22 protein-coding genes and 1 riboswitch are annotated in these 21,093 nt (G+C 72.0%); of the genes, 11 read left to right on the forward strand and 11 right to left on the reverse strand.

The genetic code is table 11. The features are described 5' to 3' along the window. The first annotated feature begins 16 nt into the window (after positions 1–16). The 4 genes from MNZ39_RS01020 to MNZ39_RS01035 all read left to right on the forward strand — a co-directional run bounded on the left by MNZ39_RS01020 (position 17) and on the right by MNZ39_RS01035 (position 3,284). The gene (locus MNZ39_RS01020) at positions 17–490 is read left to right on the forward strand and encodes a VOC family protein (protein ID WP_242333256.1); all 474 of its coding nucleotides are present in this window, start codon (positions 17–19) and stop codon (positions 488–490) included. A 941-nt stretch (positions 491–1,431) separates the two neighbouring features. Then, entirely contained in the window at positions 1,432–2,100 is a 669-nt protein-coding gene (locus tag MNZ39_RS01025) for an NADPH-dependent F420 reductase (protein WP_242333258.1), read from the forward strand. 69 nt (positions 2,101–2,169) lie between these two features. After that, positions 2,170–2,574, forward strand: coding sequence for a VOC family protein (locus MNZ39_RS01030; RefSeq protein ID WP_242333260.1), 405 nt, complete (start codon positions 2,170–2,172; stop codon positions 2,572–2,574). Next, a complete protein-coding gene (locus MNZ39_RS01035) occupies positions 2,574–3,284 on the forward strand; it encodes an SDR family oxidoreductase (protein WP_242333262.1) in 711 nt (236 codons plus the stop codon). Before MNZ39_RS01030 ends, MNZ39_RS01035 begins: the two co-directional genes overlap by 1 nt. Before the next feature lie 43 nt (positions 3,285–3,327). On the opposite strand, the gene MNZ39_RS01040 is transcribed toward MNZ39_RS01035, so the two are convergent. From MNZ39_RS01040 to MNZ39_RS01060, 5 genes are all read right to left on the reverse strand, one after another. After that, complete coding sequence (locus tag MNZ39_RS01040; protein ID WP_242333264.1) at positions 3,328–4,491, reverse strand: triacylglycerol lipase; 1,164 nt, start codon at positions 4,489–4,491, stop codon at positions 3,328–3,330. A gap of 108 nt (positions 4,492–4,599) precedes the next feature. Next, complete coding sequence (locus MNZ39_RS01045; RefSeq protein WP_242333266.1) at positions 4,600–5,004, reverse strand: DoxX family protein; 405 nt, start codon at positions 5,002–5,004, stop codon at positions 4,600–4,602. Between the two features lie 230 nt (positions 5,005–5,234). Beyond that, on the reverse strand, positions 5,235–5,732 hold the full coding sequence (locus tag MNZ39_RS01050) for a nuclear transport factor 2 family protein (RefSeq protein WP_242333268.1): 498 nt from the start codon (positions 5,730–5,732) through the stop codon (positions 5,235–5,237). A gap of 184 nt (positions 5,733–5,916) precedes the next feature. Then, positions 5,917–7,281 carry a TAXI family TRAP transporter solute-binding subunit gene (locus MNZ39_RS01055; RefSeq protein WP_242333269.1) on the reverse strand — a complete coding sequence of 455 codons (1,365 nt, stop codon included), beginning with the start codon at positions 7,279–7,281 and terminating at the stop codon, positions 5,917–5,919. Between the two features lie 77 nt (positions 7,282–7,358). Then, positions 7,359–7,742, reverse strand: a complete 384-nt coding sequence (locus tag MNZ39_RS01060; protein WP_242333271.1) for a hypothetical protein — start codon at positions 7,740–7,742, stop codon at positions 7,359–7,361. An 84-nt stretch (positions 7,743–7,826) separates the two neighbouring features. On the opposite strand from MNZ39_RS01060, the gene MNZ39_RS01065 reads away from it, so the two are divergent. Further along, complete coding sequence (locus tag MNZ39_RS01065) at positions 7,827–9,332, forward strand: PLP-dependent aminotransferase family protein (RefSeq protein WP_242333273.1); 1,506 nt, start codon at positions 7,827–7,829, stop codon at positions 9,330–9,332. Between the two features lie 67 nt (positions 9,333–9,399). Here the strand turns inward: MNZ39_RS01065 and MNZ39_RS01070 are convergent, their stop codons facing one another. Next, a complete protein-coding gene (locus tag MNZ39_RS01070; protein ID WP_242333275.1) occupies positions 9,400–10,278 on the reverse strand; it encodes a DMT family transporter in 879 nt (292 codons plus the stop codon). A gap of 35 nt (positions 10,279–10,313) precedes the next feature. After that, the gene (locus MNZ39_RS01075) at positions 10,314–11,450 is read right to left on the reverse strand and encodes a beta-propeller fold lactonase family protein (RefSeq protein WP_242333276.1); all 1,137 of its coding nucleotides are present in this window, start codon (positions 11,448–11,450) and stop codon (positions 10,314–10,316) included. 326 nt (positions 11,451–11,776) lie between these two features. Between MNZ39_RS01075 and MNZ39_RS01080 the strand changes: the two genes are divergently transcribed. From MNZ39_RS01080 to MNZ39_RS01095, 4 genes are all read left to right on the forward strand, one after another. Further along, positions 11,777–12,436 (forward strand): ABC transporter ATP-binding protein, encoded by a 660-nt coding sequence (locus tag MNZ39_RS01080; protein WP_242333278.1) that lies wholly within the window; start codon positions 11,777–11,779, stop codon positions 12,434–12,436. 4 nt (positions 12,437–12,440) lie between these two features. Further along, positions 12,441–14,810, forward strand: a complete 2,370-nt coding sequence (locus MNZ39_RS01085) for an ABC transporter permease (RefSeq protein ID WP_242333280.1) — start codon at positions 12,441–12,443, stop codon at positions 14,808–14,810. Between the two features lie 2 nt (positions 14,811–14,812). Continuing rightward, on the forward strand, positions 14,813–16,147 hold the full coding sequence (locus MNZ39_RS01090) for an efflux RND transporter periplasmic adaptor subunit (RefSeq protein WP_242333282.1): 1,335 nt from the start codon (positions 14,813–14,815) through the stop codon (positions 16,145–16,147). 183 nt (positions 16,148–16,330) lie between these two features. Further along, positions 16,331–17,134, forward strand: a complete 804-nt coding sequence (locus MNZ39_RS01095; RefSeq protein ID WP_242333283.1) for a hypothetical protein — start codon at positions 16,331–16,333, stop codon at positions 17,132–17,134. Between the two features lie 110 nt (positions 17,135–17,244). Here the strand turns inward: MNZ39_RS01095 and MNZ39_RS01100 are convergent, their stop codons facing one another. Continuing rightward, positions 17,245–17,790, reverse strand: coding sequence for an SEC-C metal-binding domain-containing protein (locus MNZ39_RS01100; RefSeq protein WP_242333285.1), 546 nt, complete (start codon positions 17,788–17,790; stop codon positions 17,245–17,247). Between the two features lie 199 nt (positions 17,791–17,989). Between MNZ39_RS01100 and MNZ39_RS01105 the strand changes: the two genes are divergently transcribed. Continuing rightward, positions 17,990–18,289, forward strand: coding sequence for a nucleotidyltransferase family protein (locus MNZ39_RS01105; RefSeq protein ID WP_242333287.1), 300 nt, complete (start codon positions 17,990–17,992; stop codon positions 18,287–18,289). Continuing rightward, positions 18,279–18,614, forward strand: a complete 336-nt coding sequence (locus tag MNZ39_RS01110; RefSeq protein WP_242333289.1) for a DUF86 domain-containing protein — start codon at positions 18,279–18,281, stop codon at positions 18,612–18,614. Before MNZ39_RS01105 ends, MNZ39_RS01110 begins: the two co-directional genes overlap by 11 nt. Positions 18,615–18,825: 211 nt before the next feature. On the opposite strand, the gene MNZ39_RS01115 is transcribed toward MNZ39_RS01110, so the two are convergent. From MNZ39_RS01115 to MNZ39_RS01125, 3 genes are read right to left on the reverse strand one after another with little or no spacing between them, the layout of a single operon-like run. Then, positions 18,826–19,257, reverse strand: coding sequence for a GTP pyrophosphokinase (locus MNZ39_RS01115; protein ID WP_242333291.1), 432 nt, complete (start codon positions 19,255–19,257; stop codon positions 18,826–18,828). A gap of 53 nt (positions 19,258–19,310) precedes the next feature. Next, positions 19,311–19,844 (reverse strand): cyclin-dependent kinase inhibitor 3 family protein, encoded by a 534-nt coding sequence (locus tag MNZ39_RS01120; RefSeq protein WP_242333293.1) that lies wholly within the window; start codon positions 19,842–19,844, stop codon positions 19,311–19,313. 51 nt (positions 19,845–19,895) lie between these two features. Further along, positions 19,896–20,507: a tetratricopeptide repeat protein gene (locus MNZ39_RS01125; protein ID WP_242333295.1), complete on the reverse strand. Its 612-nt coding sequence runs from the start codon at positions 20,505–20,507 to the stop codon at positions 19,896–19,898. A gap of 484 nt (positions 20,508–20,991) precedes the next feature. Then, positions 20,992–21,083, reverse strand: a riboswitch (SAM riboswitch). Between the last annotated feature and the right edge of the window lie 10 nt (positions 21,084–21,093).

Genomic DNA, 21,093 nt, shown 5'->3' on the forward strand with positions numbered 1-21,093 from the left:
GGAAAGGACGGATGCGATGAAGGGAATCACCCCGTTCCTGTGGTTCGACGGTAAGGCCGAGGAGGCCGCGAGGTTCTACACGTCCGTCTTCAAGGGCTCGAAGCTCGGAGCGATCACGCGCTACGGAGAGGCAGGCCCCGGGCCCAAGGGGTCGGTGATGACCGCGACGTTCGAGGTCGCCGGGCAGGAGTTCATCGCCTTGAACGGCGAACCGATCTTCAAGTTCACGCCGGCCATCTCGTTCGTCGTGAACTGCGAGACGCAGCAGGAGGTAGACGAGTACTGGGAGAAGCTCTCCGCGGGCGGCTCGACGAACCAGTGCGGCTGGCTCACCGACAGGTACGGGGTGTCCTGGCAGATCGTGCCGACCGCGATGGAGCGGCTCATGTCGGACCCGGATCCGGCGAAGGCGAACCGCGTGATGAAGGCGATGCTCCAGATGACGAAGCTCGACATCGCGGGGTTGGAGCGGGCTTACCGGCAGGGATAGTCGAGCCCGGCTCACGCCGTTGCTCGGAGAGTGGGAGCTCTCCGAGCAACGGCGCACTCGAGCCCGAGCCGCACGAGCGCTGACTAACGGTGACGTGGCGGTGCGGCGTGAGGGCCCGCGGCGACACCGCCCCCGCGGTGCGGCGCGGGCGCGATACCGCGCGAGGGGAAGCTGCCGCCGGACGGGGGCGGGGCGGGGCGCGCACCGAAGTAGGGGCCGGGACGGCCACCGTACGAGGGCCAGACGCCGCGATGTGGCCCAGGCCCGTAGTGCCACTGCCCCGGGTACCGCCACCAGCCATGCCCGTACCAGCCGAAGCGCGCCGCGCCGTAGAACCCGAAGTACGGCCACGGTCCGAAGCCCCAGACCCACGGTGCGACGACCCATGACCAGCCGTATGACGGATAGTAAACGTACATGTACGGCGCGCCGTAACCGGAAGGCGGCACATAGGTGAAGGCGTCCGCGTACGGCATCCAGATCCAGCCGTACTGCGCCGTGTAGACCCATTGGCCTTCCGGAACCGAGGAGGGCGGCGGCGGAAGCTTCGACGGAGCGGGCGGAGGAGCCTCTTCGAGCGGGGCGGTCGGAGGAGAGGGCGATTCCTGCTCCGTCTGCAGGCCGGACTCCCCAGCCTGCGCCAGCTCGGGGACCGTGGTGATGAGCGGACCCGCGCGTGCTGCGAGATCCGCGCCTTCGTCGTTCCCACTGGCGAGGCCGGGTAACAGCGCGAGCGCCGCGCTGAAGACGACAGCTCGAGGGTGCTTCGTCATGACCTCCCCGCCTGAAAGCATAGCGGGCAGCTCTCCTCCATGCAGTCTCGTTTGGCCGATGAGAGGGCGCAATTCGCCGCGGCGGGCGTGGGCCGCGAGAGCCGTGGCCAAGTTGGCTGTTGCGGGCAGGGCGCGCGCTTCGCATCTCTCCGCTCCGGAGGGCGTGCCATGCGGATCGGGATCATCGGCTCGGGGAACATCGGCGGGACGGCTGCGAGGCTGTTCACGGACGCGGGCCACGAGGTCGCGCTCAGTCATGCGAGCGGTCCCCACTCGCTGCGTGACCAGGTCGCCGCGCTCGGACCGCGCGCGAGGGCCACGACCGTCGAGGAGGCGTCGGAGTTCGGCGAGGTCGTGCTCATCGCCATCCCGTGGCGCAACCGGCGGGAGCTCCCCGCCGAGCGGCTGCGGGGCAAGATCGTCGTCGACGCGATGAACCCGTATCGTCCCGACTTCAAGCTCTACGAGCTGGGAGACTCGACGTCGAGCGAGGAGGTCGCGCGGGTCATCCCCGGCGCGCGGCTCGTCAAGGCGTTCAATCACCTGTACGCGAACGACCTCGCGACGCGTGGCAGGCGCGACCTTCCGCCCGAGGAGCGGGTCGCGCTGCTCATCGCCGGGGACGACCCGGACGCGAAGCGGGTGGTCGCGAACCTCGTCGAGGAGATCGGGTTCGCTCCGGTCGACACGGGCTCCCTCCGCTACGGCGGGCGCCTCCAGGAGCCGGGCAGCCCACTCTACGGCCGCATCGTGTCCGGCACCGACGCCCAGGCGGCGCTCCGGCGGGGAGGCGACGCGCGCAGCGGGAGCAGGTCGGGAGCCGCGCGGCAGCACTAGGTCTGGACTGCTCAGTGTCGCGGGAGCTGAGCACAGTAATCATGGAGACAGACCAGGAAGGAGACGCACGTGGTCCGGGCCGCCACGAGGTCATTCGTCGAGAGCATTCACGGCGTTCGCTATCAGGTGAAAGACGTCGCTCGCTCTGTAGCGTTCTATACGCAACATCTCGGGTTCAAGCTGGAGCACCAGCAGCTCCCCGCGTTTGCGAGCGTCTCTCTGGGTGACGCGCAGGTTCTGCTCAGCGGTCCAGGCGCGTCAGGCTCGCGGCCGATGCCGAATGGGCAGCAGCAGGAGCCGGGCGGCTGGAACCGCGTAGTGCTGAAGGTCGCGGATCTTCCCGTTTTCATCGCTGAGCTGAAGAAGGCAGGGGTTCACTTTCGCAACGAGATGGAAACCGGCCCTGGCGGTCGACAAATCCAAATCGAGGACGCAGATGGGAATCCCATCGAGCTCTTCGAGCCTGCTCGATGATGCCGCGCGTGATCGTGACCAGCGGAGCGGTCGGAGCGCTCGGGACCGCTCTCTGTCGCTACCTCGTGGAGCGCGGGTACCGGGTGGCCGGCGTCGGGCTCGCCCGTCACGCGGAGCGCCTCCGCAAGCTCGAGCAGGAGCTCGGGGCGCGTTTCGCCGGCTTCCCGCTCCAGGAGGACTCGACCGCGGCCTGGGACGCGGCCCTCGGCGCGGTGAGCGCGCGCCTCGGCCCGATCTCCGGCGCCGCGCTGGTCGCGGGCGGCTGGCGCGGTGGCCGGCGCTTCCACGAGGAAGGCGACGAGGGCACCTGGCGAAGCATGCTGGACGAGAACCTCGAGTCGGCCCAGCGGGCGCTTCGCGCGCTGCTGCCGCGGCTGGTCGCGCAGCACGCGGGCAGCGTGGTCGTGATCGGGTCCCGCAACGTCGAGCGGCCGTGGTCGGGCGCCGGCGCCGCCGCCTACACCGTCGCGAAGAGCGCCGTCGTCGCGCTCGCACGCGTGATCGCCGCGGAGGTCCTGGACGCCGGCGTTCGGGTGAACGCCGTCCTCCCCAGCACGATCGACACGGCCGCGAACCGCGGCGCGATGCCGGACGCCGACGCGGCGCGCTGGGTGGAGCCGGAGTCGGTCGCCGCGGTCATCGAGTTTTTGCTCTCGGACGCGGCACGGGACGTGAGCGGCGCGGTCGTGCCGGTCTACGGGCGCGCCTGAGAAGTCAACGAGCACGCCGCCGGGAGGCAGCGCGAGACCGCCGTCAGGAGGACAGCCAGGAGCGGAGCTTCGCGTACACCTCGGGTCGGCTCAGGAGGTCGAGGTGCTTCGTCCCATGGGCGATCCACCGGTGCGCCTCCGGGAACCCGAGCGTCAGCTCCGGTCTCGCGTGCACGCCGAGCGCGCTGTCGACGGGGACGAGGCCGTCGGTCGGGCGCTTCCTCGCGGCGCCCTGCACGGCCGCGCTCCCGGCGATCGCGTAGCACCGCGCGCCCTGCGGCAGCGGGAGCGGGACGCGGTCGTCGCGACCGTGCGCGAAGCGGTCGCGGCCTTCCCAGTGCGCGTCGAGGACGTTGCCGTGGCGCATGTCGGTGACGCCGGCGCTCCGGAGCTTGCCGAGCCGCGCGAGCGGCGCGCTGTACCGGCTGACGCCGAGCAACAGGTCGATCCAGTGGCCCCCACGCTCGAGCGGTGCGCCGTGGTGGGGCGTGCCGAGGCAGACGAGCGCGCGCAGCTTTCGCCGCCACGCGTGGCCCTCCGCCTCGCCGAAGTGGCACGCGCTGCGCGCCACGAGTCCGCCCATGCTGTGCGCCAGGAGGACGAGATCGTCGACCGGCGTGGGCCAGGCCGCGACGAGCTGCTCGAGCAGCCCGGCGAAGGCGCGCCCATTCACCGACACGTGCAGGCCGGAGTTGTAGTGGAGGTAGATCGGCGTGAACCCGAGATCGCGGGCGAGCGCCGCGCCGTGGTCGTGCCCGCGCCGGGTCCACTGGCGATCGTTCACGCACGAGCCGTGCACGAGGACGAGGAGCTTGCCGGTCGCCCGCGGGAACGCGAGCCGCAGCGCGTCGGGGTGGAGCTCCAGCGGGCGACCGTCGCTGCGGAGCCGCATCTCGATCGCGAGCGGGTTCCCGCTCGCCGCCAGGTAGTCGCCGAGGACACCGTTCAGGGCGGCCACCACCGCTTCACGTCCGAGCCCCGGCGGGCGCTCGCCGAGCAGCGGCGCGGCGAGGGGCTCGAGCCGGGCGAGGGCCGCGTCGATCCCGTCGCCGACGAGCCGCGTCACCCCGCGCACGCTCCCGTAGACCGGGCGGGTGAGGAGCTGGACGGGGCGCTCGAGCGGGCGGCCGAGGACGGCCGGGCCGGCGCCGATTCCGTGGTGCATCGCCTCGACGACGTCTGCGATGCGGTTCGTCGCCTCGATCACGAGACGACTCGCGCCCCGCAGGTCGAGGATCGGGCTGCGCGGTGCCTTCGGGGATCGTTCGCGCGGCGGCATCGCAAAGACGATAACCTACGGCTTCTCGATTGGCGCTCAACTCGGCGCGAGGTCGCGGCGAGCCGGCGGACGCAGGGCCCAGGACCCGCCGACGAGGCCGAGCTGGATCATCGGGTAGACGAGTGCGACGGCGCCATCGCCGACGGCCAGATGGGAGACGACTGCTCCCGTGTAGTTGAAGACCGCGCCGGCGTATGCCCACTCCTTGAGCCGGGGAAAGCGCGGGACGAGCAGCGCCACCGCGCCGAGAACCTTCCAGACTCCGAGGATGACCAGGAAATAGGCCGGGTAGCCCAGGTGCTCGATGACGCCGCGGACGTACGGTATTCGCAGGATGTCCCACACTCCTGCCAACGCCAGCTCCGTGGCGACGAGCAGGGTGGTGACCCAGTACGCGATGGCGCGCCTTCGCGAGGCGGCGCGGCTGTCGAGGTCCGGCATGACTCCTCCGACGTCAGGCGGATGAACGCTTCGCTCGGCGTCCGTGCCGCCCTGGGCGCAAGGGGAGCATTGGGCGTGCCGGTCCACCTCCTCGCACCAGGTGGATGACGGGCCGGCCTATCGGCGTCCGGGGTCGGGACCGTCGCCTTTCCGACAGGGACGTAAAGAATCCCTACGCGCCGAGAACGTGGATCACACGCTCGCCAACACGGTCGCCGTGCCGTTCATCATCACACTCGGCCGGTGTGCCGCGACGGCGTAGGCAGCGGCACGCCCAGCTGCTTCTCGAGGCGAGGCTGCCTGTAGCCAGCGTACGTGAACTTGCGCTTGATCTTGCCGGCGTCGTCGAAGTGGAAGACGTCCACGCCCTCCCAGCCGAAGCGATTGCCCACGAGCGCGCCGACGATGACCCGCCGGATCTTCCACGCGAGGCGCCTGGGCTTGCCGTGTGCGAGATCGTGGCGGCACACCCAGCGGATGACGATCTTGCGAGCCTTCTCGTCGACGACCCGGTCGCACTCGTCGAAGCGCATCGCGCCGTACACGAGCTCGAACTGCGGCACGAGCTCTTCTCGGATCGCGGCGCGCCCGACCCGCTCGGTGCCGCTGCCGGGGCGGTACACCGCGTCGTCTGCGAAATGCGTCATCACGCCATCGAGATCGAGCGCATTGAACGCGTCCATGTAGCCGTCGAGGGTTTCCGTGATTGACGGTACAGAAAGCACCATGACGGCCTCCCTCGGTGGTCGCCCAGGATTTTACGCCTCGTGCATTCGAGCGGTGTCGAGGCGGGAGGGAGCCGGAGGGGGCCACTCGAACGCGTTGGTTCCGTGAATGTCGTCACGACGTGGCGGCCGGCGCACCGCGAACGGCCGCGGCAACGCCCGGTCCTATCCTCCCTGCGAGGCGTTCTCAGAGCGCTCGGCGCCGCTCGCCCGCGAGCGTGGTGAGCCGCCGCCGGACGAAGCCGATGTGCTCCCGCAGCACGTAGAACTGGTCGGCGAAGGCGACGGGGAGCTTGAGCGCGTCGGCACGGCGCTCGATCGCGTCGAGCCGGTCGAGGAGCCCGGCCTGGTGCTCGGCCGCGTGGTCCAGCACGTCTCGCTCGAGCTCCAGGAGCGATCCGTAGATCCGGTACAGGCGGGCCCGGACGCGCCAGGCGTAGACCTGGGGCACGAGCCGGAACACCGGGACGAGGAGGAGCACGAGCGGCACCAGCACCATCAGGAAACGATCGGCGAGGCTCGCCGCCCAGAACGGCAGCATGCGGTAGAGCCAGCGCTTGCCGGACTCGTAGTAGCGCCGGGCATCGGCGCTGAGCGGCAGATCGTGCTCGCGGGCCACCGGGAACTCGCCCGCTCTCTGCAGCAGGAACGGACGGCCGTGGACCTCGCGCATCGTCTCGATCAGCAGGTCCGAGATGGCCGGGTGCAGGTCGGCGCGCGCAACCAGCTCCACCGACGACGCGACCAGATCGAGGTCCGTGGCGGGCATGTTGTGGGCGAGATCGTAGGCGCCCATCGGGATGACGACGCGATCGAGGTCCTGGAACTTCCTCAGGTACGCCTCGACCTGCGACAGCTGCAGCACGTGCACGCCCGGGCGCTCGATGATGCTGCGGATCACCCGCGGCGACGCCGAGTCGCCCATGAGGAAGGCGGCGTCGACGTAGCCCTGCTCGAGCGCGTCTCCGACGAGGTCGTCGTCGAGGTCGAGCATCGTGGTGGGCCCTCCGGGCTCGATGCCGTTGGCCTTGAGCAGCGCGAGCGCGAGCACCCGGGTACCGCTGCCCTCCGGCCCGATGACGAGCCGCTTCCCGGCGAGCGCCGAGAGCCGGTCGGGCGGCGCCGAGCCGTGCACGAGGATGTAGAGCGGCTGGCGCGAGATGGTGCCGAGCGAGGCGAGCTCGCGTCGCCGCTCTCCGGGCTGCGGGTCGGGCAGCTTCACCCCGACCTGGACGAAGCCCACGTCCACGCCGCCGTCCGGATCGGCGAGCCGCCTTAGGTTCTCGAGCGAGCCGTTCGACGGCCTGACCTTCAAGGTGACGCCGTTCGCGGCGAACGCCTTCGTGTAGCGCTCTGCCGCGCGCTGGAAGCTCGAGCCGTCGGGCCCGGTCGAGATCGTGATCGTGGACGGCGCCGCCGGGCGGACGAAGTGCAGCACCGCCCAGATCGCCGCCGAGAGCGCCAGCGCGACCGGCACCACGGTGACGAACAGGTCGCGCGAGGAGACGCGCAGGAAGCGGGCCCAGCGGTGAGGCTTCTCGATCTTGTCCATGGCGGCTCTCGCGCGTTTTCTCAGAGCCGCGGGCCGCCCGCAAGCCCGGGGGCGCAAAGCGCGCCCCGGGCTCCCGCTCACCATACCGAGACGACGAACGCGGCGGCGGTGGCGAGCCAGCCCAGGAGCAGGATCGGGCCGAGCGGGTAGACGTGCGGGATCTCCAGGCAGAGATCGCGGCGGGCGCAGGTGAGCTGCCGCCTGCCGAGGAGCTGGCACCGGAGGCACTGGAGCGCGCCCGGGCTCCGCTCCCGAGCCGTGCCGAGCGCCGGCCGCGTTCGAGCGAAAGTCCCGGCTCCGCCGAGCACCCCCGTCGGCGCCACGCCGGCTCCGTCAACCGTGGGACCCGCGGTGCTCGCCACGAGCTCCACCCACGGCGTGCAACCGTCCACCCCCGTCGGGGGGCACATCCCGTCCGCCTCACCCCAGCTGCCCCGATCCACCAGCACCCGTGTCGCCATGGTCGCATCCTCCTCGGTACGACGTGAGGATGCTCGGCGACTGGTCGTTGAAAAAGGACCGGATCCGACATTATCGATGTGCCAGTGCGCACCTGGTCTCTCGCCCTCGCGGTCGACCGCGCCGACCCCGCGCCGGTGGTGCGTCAGGTCGCGCGCGGGATCGCCTCGCACGTCGCCGCGGGGCGGCTCCGCCCCGGCGAGCGACTCCCCGGCTCGCGCGAGCTCGCGCGCATCCTCGGCGTGCACCGCAACACGGTGGTGGCCGCCTACGCCGAGCTGCTCGCGGAGGGATGGGTGCAGTCGTCCGGCGGCCGCGGAACCTTCGTCTCGCCCGAGATCCCGGCCGCGCTCCGGCGGCGGGCTGGCGGCTCGGGAGCTGGACATCGGAATCCCGGCTTCGCGCTCGGGCCGGCGCCCTCGCCGCGGAGCGCGATCGCGGCGCAGCCCGGCGTGCTCAGCCTCGTGAGCGGCATCCCGGATCTGCGGCTCGTGCCGGTGGACGCGATCGCGCGCGCCTACCGCCGGGCCCTGCGGCGCCCCGGGATCCTCGGCTACGGCGACCCCGCCGGCGAGGAGCGGCTCCGGACGGCGATCGGCCAGATGCTCCGCTCGACCCGCGGCCTCGAGCCGGATCCCGCCGGGCTCATGGTGACGCGCGGGAGCCAGCTTGCGCTCACCGTGACGGCGCGGGCGCTCTTCCGCCCCGGGGACGTCGTCGCGGTGGAGGCGCCCGGGTACGCCGCGGCGTGGGACGTCTTCCGGGCCGCGGGCGCGCACGTGGTGCCGCTCCCGGTGGACGAGGAGGGGCTCCGGGTGGACGCGCTCGAGGCGCTGACCCGGCGCGGGAAGGTGCGCGCCGTCTACCTGACGCCGCACCACCAGTACCCGACCACCGTGACGCTCCCCGCCGCGCGCCGCATCGCGCTCCTCCGCCTCGCGGCGGCGGAGCGCCTCGCCGTCCTCGAGGACGACTACGACAGCGAGTTCCACTACGACGGCGCGCCGGTGCTGCCGCTCGCCGCGAACGACCCGGCCGGCGTCGTCGTCCACGTCGGGACGCTGTCCAAGATCCTCGCGCCCGGCCTGCGCATCGGCTACGTGCACGCGGCGCCCGAGGTGATCCGGTGCCTCGCCGAGCACCGCCGCTACGTCGACCGCCAGGGCGACCGGGCGCTCGAGCTCGCCGTCGCGGAGCTGATCGAGGACGGGGAGCTGCAGCAGCACGTCTGGCGGATGCGCCGCCGCTACGCCGCGCGCCGCGACGCGCTCGCCGAGGCGCTGCGCGCGCGGCTCGCTGGCGCGCTCGAGTTCGCGGTGCCCGCCGGTGGCATGGCGCTGTGGTGCAGGACGGCGCCGGACCTCGACGCCGATCGCTGGGCCGAGGAGGGCCCGCGCGCGGGCGTGCTGCTCCACGCTGGGAGCGACTTCACGTTCGAGGGCGAGCCCTATCCCGCGCTGCAGCTCGGGTTCGCGCTGCTGGAGGAGCGAGAGCTCGGCGAGGCGGTGCGACGGATGGCGGTCGCGCTCGAGGCGGCGGGCGGGCCGGGGCATGCGGGGAGCGGCGGTCGCACGAAGGGGCGGCGGGCGTGACATGAAGGTCGGCCCGTCGATTCCGCTGGCGCGCCGCTCGTCCGGCGCGACGGCACCGGCCGCCGCGCTACGCGGCGGCAGTCGTCGCGAGCCGGATGCCGGCGCCGATCAGCACGACGCCCGCGATGAGCGACGGCCCGATGACCTCGCCGAGGGTCACGGCGGAGAACAGGATGCCGAGGCTCGGAGCCGCCAGGAGCGCCGTGGACATCGTGCTCGCCCGAAGGTGACGACCCGCCTCCACGACCGCCCAGTAGCCGAAGGCGGTCGCGACCGGCCCGACATAGGCGAGCGACGCCGCGCCGCCCCAGCCGATGGGCGGCAGAGAGCCTTCGCTCAATGCGGCGATGGGGAGGAGCAGGATGGCGGCGGCGAGCGCCTGCCAGGGAGCGAGCGCGAGCGCGGTCGCGGTAAAGTGGTGCCGGCGGACGAAGACGATCGAGATCGCCCAGGCGGCGGCCGCACCCATGAGCATGCCGTAGGCCAGGAGCTGACGGCTCCCGTCGGGATGCAGTGAGGGAGCGGCGATCGCGACGACCCCCAGCAGCCCCGCGCACACGCCGAACAGCCCCGGGCGCGACGGCCGCTCGTGAAGCCACCACGCGGACAGCGGCAGGACCCAGATCGGCGTCGAGAACGCCAGGACCGACGCGCGACCCGGGGGCAAGACCGTCAAGGCGAGCCCGGTCAGCGCCGAGTACGCGCCCATCTGGAACACGGCGGAGACCGCGATGAGCGGCCAATCCGACCGCGGTGGAACGGCGAGCTCGCGGCGGAGCGCGACGAGGCCGAACAGGCAGGAAGCGGCGAGCACGTAGCGCAGGACCCCGAACCAGATCGGCGGCACGGTCGTGACGCCGATCTTGATCACGGGCCAGCTGATCGCCCAGGCGAGGACGAGCAGCGCGAGCAGCAGGTGAGGGCGAGCCATGCGCTTCGTGGCCATGCGTTCGGCTCGAGGTCGCCGGAGCGTACGATGCGCTACCGCGCGGCGAGCCCTGCCGAGCCGGCGGGGAGCCCGCTCACGAGCTCGACCTGCTCGAGCGCGCCGTCGCTCTGGACCCCGTAACCCGAGATGGAGCCGTCGCGCCCGTTGCGCACGTAGAGGTACCCGCTCCCGCGGCTCATGGCCAGGTCGGCCGGGGCGTCGCCGGCCGAGGCCGCCACGCCGCTCGCATCGAGGAGCGCGAGCGTGCCGTCCGGAGCGATGGCGAAGGCGGAGATGTCGTCGGCGCCCGTGTTGGCGGAGTACGCGAAGCGGCCGTCGGCGGTGATCGCGATCCAGCAGGCGGCGATCTGGAAGTTCGGAGCGGACGCGGTGACCACGTCGAGGACATCGTCGCTCAGCCGGTAGGACGAGACGGTGCTCCCTCCCGCCTCGGAGACGACGAGCAGACCCCTCCGCGTGAACGCGAAGCCGAAGGGCGTCTGGCCGCTCGACTCGACCACCCGCGGGCCGTCGAGATTGCCGCCCTCGCCGACGGCGTAGACGCTGAGCCGGTTCGTGTTCTTCTCGGTCACCACCAGGAAGTCGCCCCCCGGATCGAACGCTATCTCGGCGGGTGCGCTGTCGGCTGCGCTGAGCGGCCGGGTGGAGCTCGGGATGGGCTGGAGGTCGCCGTCCTGGCCGATCCGGAGCCCCGTCACGCTGTTCGGCACGCCCGCGTTCACCACGAAGACGAGGTCGTTCACCACGGTGACGCTGATGGGCACGTCGCCGCCCGACGGAGCGCGGTCGACGAGCCGGAGCGAACCGCTGTCGGACACCGCGAAGATCGAGACGTCGTCGCTGCCGGCGTTGACCGCGAGGGCCCAGCGGCCGTCGCGCGAGAAGGTGAGCGCACCCTGCGAGCCGAGCGCGGCGCCGGTGCCGGTCCCGCCGGTCGAGAACGAGCCGGCAGGGGAGAGCGTGCCGTCGGGCGCGCGCGCGAACGTCACCACCGCGTTGCCGGCGGGATCGTTCGAGAGCGCGTAGACCGTGCCGGCATCGCCGGCGGATGCGGTGCCGGGCGCCTCCCCGGTCGTGGAAAGAACGGCTGCGGCGGCTTCCGCCTTGCCGCCCGACGCGATGAGGGTGGAGACGACGAGGGCTGCGAAGAGGGAGCTTCGTGGGTGCATGGTACCGACCTCCAGTTCGGGGTTCGGCTGAGCAGTGTGTCCCCGGGGTGGCGCGTTACAGGACGCTGCGCGGCGAGGGACGGGCCGAGCGAGCCGCCCACCCGACGACGTGGGTGCGAGACGATGGCGGGTTGACGCGGGGCGAGACGCCGCGTGAGTGCACGAACCGGAGCCGCTCCGTGCGGGGACCCCCGATGTGCTCCCGGGCGTGCAACCCGGATGCGCTACGCTTCGTCGTGTCCTTCGCTGCCGCACAGACCCGTGCGCAGCTCGCGAGACCTGCGGAAGCGATTCTCTCCTGCGAGCAGCTGCGCAAGGTCTATCGAATGGGCGAGGTCGACGTCCGCGCGCTCGACGGCGTGGACTTCCGGCTGCACGAGCGCGAGCTCCTCGTGCTGCTCGGCCCCTCCGGCAGCGGCAAGTCCACGCTGCTCAACATCCTCGGTGGCCTCGACGTCCCCACCTCCGGGCGCGTCTTCTTCGCCGGAGAGGACATGACCGCCGCCGACGAGGAGGCGCTGACGCAGTACCGGCGGCGCCACGTCGGGTTCGTCTTCCAGTTCTACAACCTGGTCCCGAGCCTCACCGCGCGAGAGAACGTCGCGCTCGTGACCGAGATCGCCGAGGACCCCCTCGAGCCGGAGGAGGCGCTGGCGCTGGTCGGGCTGGGCAACCGGCTCGACCATTTCCCGGCGCAGCTCTCGGGGGGCGAGCAGCAGCGCGTGGCGATCGCGCGGGCCGTGTCCAAGCGGCCGTCCGTCCTGCTCTGCGACGAGCCGACCGGCGCGCTCGACTTCCGCACCGGCATCCTGGTCCTGGAGGTGATCGAGCAGGTCAACCGCGAGCTCGGGACGGCGACCGCGCTCATCACCCACAACGCACCCATCGCCGACATCGCGGACCGCGTGGTGACGCTCGGAGACGGACGCGTGCAGAGCGAGCGCAGCTCCGGCCGTGTCGCCCGGGCGCGCGACCTGCGCTGGTGACGCGATGCTGATCTCGGCGCTCAACCGCAAGCTGCTCCGCGACGTCGGCCGCCTGAGGGGACAGGTCCTGACGATCGCGCTCGTGCTCGCGGGGGGCATCACCAGCTTCATCGGGCTCCGCGGCACCTACGCCGCGCTCCTGCGCGCGCGCGACTCCTACTACGATCGGGAGCGGTTCGCGCACGTGTTCGTGCTGCTCGAGCGGGCGCCCGAGTCCATCGCCCGGCGCATCGAGGTCCTGCCGGGCGTCGCCTCGGTCCAGACGCGCATCTCCAAGGAGGTGTTGCTGCCGATCGAGGGGAGGTCGCGACCGGCGTCGGGCCGGCTGCTCTCGCTCCCCGCCGCGGGCGAACCCGCCACCAACGCCATCCACCTGCGCAGCGGGCGCCTCCCCGAGCGCGACCGCGACGACGAGGTGGTGGTGCTCGAGGCCTTCGCGACGGCGCACGGGCTCGAGCCGGGTCACCACGTCCCCGCCGTGATCAATGGCAAGCTGCGCAAGCTCCGCGTGGTCGGCGTGGCGCTCTCGCCGGAGTTCATCTACGCGCTCAAGCCTGGGTCGATCGCGGAGGACGCGGCCGGCTACGCCATCCTGTGGATGAACCGAGCGCCGCTCGCGGCCGCCTACGAGCTGGAGGGCGCGTTCAACGAGGCGAGCCTCCTCCTGCAGCCGGGCGCCTCCGAGCCTGCCGTGTGCGCCGCGCTGGATCGGCTGCTCCTGCCGTACGGCGGCGACGGGGCCATCGGCCGCAAGGACCAGCAGTCGAACAAGATCCTCACCGGCGAGCTCGCGCAGCTGGAGGCGCTGGCGGGCATGGTGCCGATGATCTTCCTCGGCGTCGCCGCCTTCCTGGTGAACATGGTGCTCGGGCGGCTCGTCACGCTGCAACGCCCGGAGATCGCGACGCTCAAGGCCATCGGGTACGGCAACCACGCCCTGCGCGCTCACTACGCGGGGCTGGTCGCGGTGGTGCTCGTGCCCGGCACCCTGCTCGGCCTCGCCGGCGGCTGGTGGATGGGGGACGCCGTGCTGGGCCTCTACACGAGCGTGTTCCGGTTCCCCGAGGCGGCCTTCCAACCGAGCTTCTCGCTCGTCGCCACGGGCATCCTGATGAGCGGCGTCGCGGCGCTCGCCGGCGCGCTCGCCGCGGTCCGCGCGGCGGTGCGGCTTCCGCCCGCGGAGGCGATGCGGCCGCCCTCTCCCGCCCTCTATCGCAAGAGCCTCGTGGAGCGCCTCAGGCTCTCTGCGCTCGTCGGGCCGGCGGGCATGATGATCGTGCGCGAGGTCGAGCGCCGCCCGCTGCGCACGCTCCTCTCGTCCCTCGGCATCGCCGGCGCGCTCGCGCTCGTCGTGCTGGGCCGCTTCGGCATCGACTCCCTCGACAGCTACCTCGAGGCGACGCTGCGGCGCGAGCAGCGCCAGGACCTGGCGGTCTCCTTCGATCGGCCCGTCTCGCCGCGGGCGCTGCGGGAGCTCGCCGCGATGCCGGGAGTGCGCCAGGTGGAGGGCGTCCGCGCCATGCCGGTGCGGATCCGTCACCTCCATCGCACGCGCGACACCGTCCTCATCGGGCTGCCGGCCGGCGCGACGCTGCGCCGCCTCGTCGAGCGGGGCGGCCGGGAGGTCGCGCTGCCGCCGGAGGGCATCCTCGTCACGAGCAAGCTCGGCGAGGTGCTGGGGCTGCGCGCGGGCGACCAGGCCGAGGTGGAGATCCGCGAAGGCGCCCGGCCGGTGGTCCGACCCGTCATCGCGGGGTTCGTGGACGAGTCGGTGGGCCTGCAGCTCTACGCGCGCGAGGAGCTCGTCGCGCGGCTGGAGGGCGATCTCGGGGCGCTCGGCTCGGCCCTGCTCACGGTCGATCCGCTCGAGGCTGCTGCGCTGCAGGAGCGGCTCCGTCGGGTGCCCCGGGTCATCGACGTCTCCGAGGTGCGCGAAGACACCCGCCGCCTGCGCGACATGAACGCCTCGATGATGAACGTCTGGACCACCGTCGCCATCGTGCTCGCGGCCACGGTCATCTTCGGGGTCGTCTACAACAACGCGCGCATCGCCCTCGCGACCCGGGCCCGCGACCTCGCCAGCCTGCGCGTGCTGGGGTTCTCCCGGCACGAGATCTCCTGGATCCTCATCGGCAGCATGGCGATCGAGATGGCCATCGCCATCCCCATCGGCCTCTATCTGGGCCTCGCGTGGGGGCGGCTCTTCATGCGGTCCGTCGACCAGGAGCAGTTCCGCTGGGAGGTGTACGTCGCGCCCAGCACGTACCTCATGGCGGCGGCCGTCGGGCTGCTCGCGGCCGCGGCGAGCGCGCTGTGGGTGCGCCGCAACGTCGACAGGCTGGATCTGATCGGCGTCCTCAAGACGCGGGAGTGAGCATGGGTGCCATCGGCGAGCAGAGCACGCAGCCCACCCAGCCGCTCCCGGCCGACGAGCCGGCGGGTGCGCCGCCCGCGCCAGCGCCACCGGCGCTGCGCGGCACGCCCGGGGACGAGGCACGACACGCCCGCGAGCATCGACGGAAGCTCATGCGCGGGGCCCGGCAAGGGCTTCTCCTCGTCCTCGTCCTCGCTGCCGCCCTCGCCACGGTGCGGGCGCTGCGGCCGAGCCCCGTGCCGGTGGACGTCGCCACCGCGGCGCGCGGCAGCCTCGTGGTGGCGATCGAGGAGACCGGCATCGCCCGGGTCAAGGACCGTTACGTCGTCTCCGCGCCCGTCACGGGCACCGTCTCGCGCCAGCTCCTCGAGCCCGGAGACATGGTCGGCGAGCGGGACGTGGTGGCGGAGATCGCGGCGGTCCCCTCGCCCCTGCTCGACGCGCGGACGCGCTCCGAGGCGCAGGCGAGGCTGAGCGCCGCCGTGTCGGCGCTCGGGCAGGCGCAGGCGCAGGAGGGACGCGCGAGGGCGGCGGAGGGGCTCGCCCGGGAGGATCTCGCTCGCGCCCGGTCCCTGGCGGCGGGCGGATCGCTGCCGAGCCAGGGCCTCGACCGCGCCGAGTTCGAGGCGCGGATGCGCACGCAGGAGCTCTCCTCGGCGGTGTTCGCGGTGAAGGTCGCGGCCGAGCAGGTGCGCGTCGCGCGTGCGTCGCTGGGCGGGGAGGGCGCCTGGCGCGAGCGGCACGTGGACGTGCTCGCCCCCGCCTCCGGCCGCGTGCTGCGGGTGCTGCAGGAGAGCGAGGGCGTCGTGCAGGCCGGCACGCCGCTGCTCGAGGTCGGCGATCCGGGGGCGCTCGAGCTCGTCGTCGATCTGCTGACCACCGACGCCGTCCGCGTCCAGCCCGGGACGCTCGTGACGATCCTGGGATGGGGTGGCGACCGCGCGCTCGCGGCCCGCGTGCGCAGGGTCGAGCCGTCCGCGTTCACCAAGCTCTCGGCGCTCGGGGTGGAGGAGCAGCGGGTCAACGTCATCGCCGTCTTCACCGATCCGCGAGAAGCCTGGAGCGCGCTGGGCGACGGGTTCCGCGTCGAGGCGCGGTTCGTGCTGTGGCGAGGCGACGACGTGCTGAAGGTCCCGCAGGGCGCCGCGTTCCGCCAGGGCGACGGGTGGGCGGTGTTCCGCGTGGACGGCGGCAAGGCGCGATTGACGTCGGTGCAGATCGGACACCGCGGCGAGACGGAGGTCGAGGTGCTCGGCGGCGTCGACGCGGGCGCGGTGGTGGCGGTGCATCCCGGCGATCGGGTGAAGGACGGCGGCAGGGTAGAGGTGCGCCGGTAGGGCGAGAGCGCACCGGACCTACACCCCCCTCCAAGTACCTGTTGCCGCGAGGCACACGCGCAGCACGCGTGGCCGCTCCAAGTGCGCGATCTTGCTCGGGTAGGCTCGCTGGCTCGAAAGCTGCTGAGCCTGCCCGGAGAGAATACGCCCCGGTGGCAGCTCGTCGGATCTCAGGAGGACAGAATGCGCTACCTGCTCGTTGCATCGTCGCTGCTGCTCGGATCGCTGACCTTGGCCACCTCGGCCCAGGCTCAGGTCTCCGTTGGCGTCGGCATCGCGATCCCCAGCATCCAGATCGGCATCAACGTACCGGCCTATCCGGAGCTCGTCCCCGTGCCGGGGTATCCCGTCTATTACGCCCCTCGAGCGAGCTCGAACTACTTCTTCTATGACGGCGCCTACTGGGCGTTCCAGGGCGACGAGTGGTACGTGAGCAGCTGGTACGACGGACCGTGGTACGTGGTGGAGCCCGCGCATGTGCCGCTCTACGTGCTGCGCGTCCCGGTGCGCTACTACCGGCAGCCTCCCCCGTACTTCCGCGGGTGGCGCGCCGACGCGCCGCCACGCTGGGGCCACCGCTTCGGCCACGACTGGGAACGGGGTCACCGCGGGTGGGATCGATGGGACCGCCGCGCCGCCCCGCGCCCCGCGCCGCTGCCCGTCTACCAGCGGGGCTACGTGGGTGACCGCTATCCTCGCGCGCCCGAGATGCAGCACTCGATTCGCTCCGAGCAGTATCGCTATCGGCCGCGTGAGGAGGTGACGCGGACGCGCTTTGAGCCGTACGGCCGGGACCGAGGGCCCGAGCGGGCGCAGCCGTATCCGCAGCCGTCCGATCACCAGCGCTGGTCGGCTCCGCCGCCGCAGAACGATGATCGCGGGGACTTCCGTGGACGGCACGACGACGATCGTCGGGACGACCGTGGGCGCCACGACCACGGCCGGCGGCACGAGGACGAGGGGCGCGGGCGCGGTCACAGGGACTGACGCGCAACTGGAGTGAGCTTCACGCGGCGGGGAGCCCGGGGCACGGGGCTCCCCGCTGTCGTTTCGTGATCGGGGATCCCGGACGAGGCGGGAGCGTCGTCCGTCTATGTTCAGTGAAGCTGACGCGTGGCATCGGCTCCGAGGGCGCAGCACCGCTTGTACTTCTTGCCGCTTCCGCAGGGGCACGAAGCATTTCGGCCCGGACGCGGCTCGCGCGTCGCGGGCCGCCGCGCGGACTTCGCGGAGGGAAGCGCGTCGGGGCCGGGCTGCCACAGTCGAGCTGTCTCGCGCTCGATCCGGTCGATATGCGCGCGCTGTGCAACGGTCAGCGCCCCACCGAGCTCCTCGATCGCGTGCGCGATCGCGCTCACCTGCTCCGCCGCGCAGATGGCACAGTCGGCCTTCGCGACCAGGTCATCGGACTCGAGCGCGCGAACGAGGTGTGGAATCGCCCGGGCGTCGCCGTACCTCGCGAGGAAGGCGGCGCCACCGACGGGACTCTCGTCGAGCACTCGAACGAGAGCAGCGAGAATCCGATCGTCGCGAGCCTGCGTTCGGACCAGCGCCATCGCGAGCCGGGTGCGCTCCGCGACATCTCGCGCCGCGTGGAAGGAGGCGAGGAGGGAATCCAGCGATGGCTTCGGGCGAGTCGGCATGAGATCTCCGGCGAAGAGGTGAGCCTCCCGCGTCGTCCAATCTGCGGACGAAGGGTCCGCGGTCCCGACGGCGTGTCCGCCGCCATTCCGGTCCTGGAACGCGAAACGACTCGGACGGCGGGTGCATGAGCAATTCGCGTGCCGTCGGCAAACGACAGGACTGTGCTGACCTCGCGAACTGCGGTTATGATTCAAAGGGATGACCGTACGGATCCACATGCCGGAAGAGGCGCTGGCGGCGTTTTGCCGGAAACATCGCGTCAGCAGGCTCGCGCTGTTTGGATCCGTTCTACGAGACGACTTCCGGCCAGACAGCGATGTGGACGTTCTCGTCGAGTTCCAGCCAGGGGCCCGGGCCGGGTTCCTGAAGCTCGCCGAGATGGAGCTCGAGCTCGGCGCCATGCTCGGCCGGAAGGTCGATCTGAGGACACCGGGAGAGCTGAGCCGGTACTTCCGCGACGAGGTTCTAGCGAACGCCGAGGTCCAGTTTGCGACCTGACGACGTCATCCGGCTGCGGCACATGCTGGACGCCGCGCGCGAGGCGATGTCGTTCGCGGCTGGACGCTCGCGGGGCGATCTCGAGCGCGATCGCATGCTGGTCTTGGCGATAGTCAAAGACGTCGAGATCATCGGCGAGGCTGCCGCGCGGGTCAGCCCTGCGATGCAGGCATCACACCCGGAGATCCCGTGGGCGCAGATCATCGCGACGCGCAACCGTCTGATTCATGCGTACTTCGACGTGGACCTTCAGGTCGTCTGGGACACGGTGACGGATGACCTCCCGCAGCTCGTCCGTCTGCTGGAGCCTTTCGTGCCGTCGTAATGCGGCAAGGTGCGAGAACCCGCGCTGAGCGACTTCATTCACGGGTGCCGTCACGGACGACCCGCCCGCCGAAGCGACGAGTCCTGGTCGTCCGGGAAGCCCGCGTAACCTTCGGCTGCGCTCTCATCGTGCATGCGTCGAGGCTAGCGGCAGTACGGACACGCTCGATCGCCGCCATTGTCAACGTGAGCCGCGTGTCGTGTGGTGCGTCCTACTTCCCGCCCGAAAGCCGCTTCCACGCAGCCAGGTACCGCGCCATCCGCTCCGCGTCCGCGTCCCCGAACGTCGCGAGCCTGCGAACGTCCATGTTGTCGAGGAGATCTGCGCGCTTCACCGTCGCGGCGAGCTCATCGAGGGAAACGCGCTCGATGAACGCTGCGTAGTCCTCTCCGGGCCGCTTCGTCAGCGCAACGATCGCGGTCACCTCTCGCTCTGGGTACCCGCGCCGTCGCAGTTCGTCGGGCGTGATGTCCGTGTCCTCGAGCACGTCGTGGAGCACGGCGACGCGCCGCGCCTCGTCGGTGGTCATCGCGAGCATGACGCGGAGCGGGTGGAGGATGTACGGGGCGCCGCCCTTGTCGACGGCGTTCCGGTGCTTCCCGGCCGCGAGCGCGACTGCGTCCGCGACGGTGGGGGTCTGCATGGCGGGTCTCTCCTGTGTGCGGGTCAAATCTCGGCTGCCGGCAATCCACGGGCTCATTCCGCGTCACCTCCGAACTCGCGGACGAAATGCTCCTGCGCGGCGTTCTCGATCGCGCGACCGCGGGCTGCGCGCACGATGGCGATGGCCTCCGCGGGAGGCGTGCCGCGCGCGACGAGGCAGGACGCAGCGATGGTCCCCGCCCGCCCGACGCCGCCCCAGCAGTGCACGACCACGTCCTGCCCCCGCTCGAGCGCGTGCAGGATGCGGCCCACGAGCCGGCGGGCAGAGGCGAGATCCGTGGGCGCCCACATGTCCGCGATGGGATAGTGAATCCACCGGAGCCGCTCCCGGCGCGCCTCGCCGTCGAGGTCGCCGAGCTCCGCGATCTCGAACCGCTCGAGCAGGGTCACGAGCACCTTCGCACCGTGCACCCGCGCGATCGCCTCCACGTCCTCGCGCAGCCGGACGTCGGAGTCGGGGTCTCGTCCCGCCACCCAGCGGCCGGGCGCGCGCGTCAGGCCGAGCCGGCCCGGAAGAGCGAGCGCGGAGGCGGGAAGGTAGTCGACGCGAAGCGCGTACGGTTCCATGAGGTCTCCTTTCTCGTCGAGAGTGGGGCGAGGCCCGAGCCGACGCATGGCTCAGGCCGACGCCGGGCCGGGGATCGCGAACGCGGGCTCCTCCTGGAGCGCCGCCGCCTCGAGGCGCGCCTGCTCGGCGCCGGCCGCGTCCCCGGTCGCCTTGGCGACCGCCGCCTTCGCCTCCCACGCCTCGCGCGAGGCGGGGTGGAGCAGCGTGACGGCGTCGGCGAGCGCACGCGCCTCGGCCGGCTTCCCGGTGGCGAGGTGGTAGCGCACCATCGCGAGGTGCGACGGCACGTCGACGGTCCCACCCCGCTGCAGCAGCGCGTAGAGCCGATGCGTCGACGCGTCGTCCGCGGGGCGCTCCGGGTCGGCGAGCGCCGCCTGGATGCGGCCGGTGATCACCTCGAACGAGTGGCGGAACGGGGGCGCCAGCGGGTCCTTGCCGATGGCGATGCTGATCTGCTCGAAGGCCCTCTCCATCTCTCCCGAGTAGTCGCAGGCCACCGCGAAGGCCCAGTGCAGGTGGGCGGAGTCGAGCCCCACCTTGCGGGCCTCGGCGAGGACCTCGCGGTACACGCTCACCGCCTCGTCCGCCCGCCGCTGTTCCACGAGGTCGTAGGCGCGGCGCATCTCTCCCAGCAGTCGGTCCGTCGTCTTCCTGGGGGGCATCTCGTCGTCTCCTCGTGCGCCGTCGCGGCGTCGTCGGTTGCGGACCGGTCGATGCCGGCCCGGTGAACGCTTCAGGACTGCCGTGCCGGACGGGCGGGTGAACCCGCCACGTGCCCGGGGCGCTCGTCGCGGACGAGGGCGGTCGCGCGCGCGAGCGCCGCCTGCGCGCCGTCGAGGTCGCCACGTCGAATGCAATCGCATGCGATGGCGAGGTGCGAGGCGACGCCGAGCGGATAGCAGATCATTGCGCAATCGTCTTTCCCGGGACGCACGGGTCCCGTCCCGCTGCCGGGCAGCGGGTTCGATGGTCTGGGCGAGGACAGGGGCGCCGGCAGGAACACCCTACACGGCGCACGGACAGGCCGAACCGGGCGCAGGGTGCCCGGGCGACCCGTACGGCCGACGTGGCATCGCTGCGCCCGTGGGGCGCCGCGACGATCACGCCCGGGGTCCCGGTTACGTCGCTCTCTCGTGGGTCATGGGGCCTCCATCGCAGGCGGCATTGCCACATCCCCGGGAGGCCGGGAGCTGGCCGAGGGTCATCGGGCCGCCGCCCTCGCCTCGTCTTGATGGAATGACGTCGAAC

The sequence above is a fragment of the Anaeromyxobacter sp. SG66 genome (genome assembly GCF_022690805.1).
Lineage (GTDB): Bacteria > Myxococcota > Myxococcia > Myxococcales > Anaeromyxobacteraceae > Anaeromyxobacter > Anaeromyxobacter soli.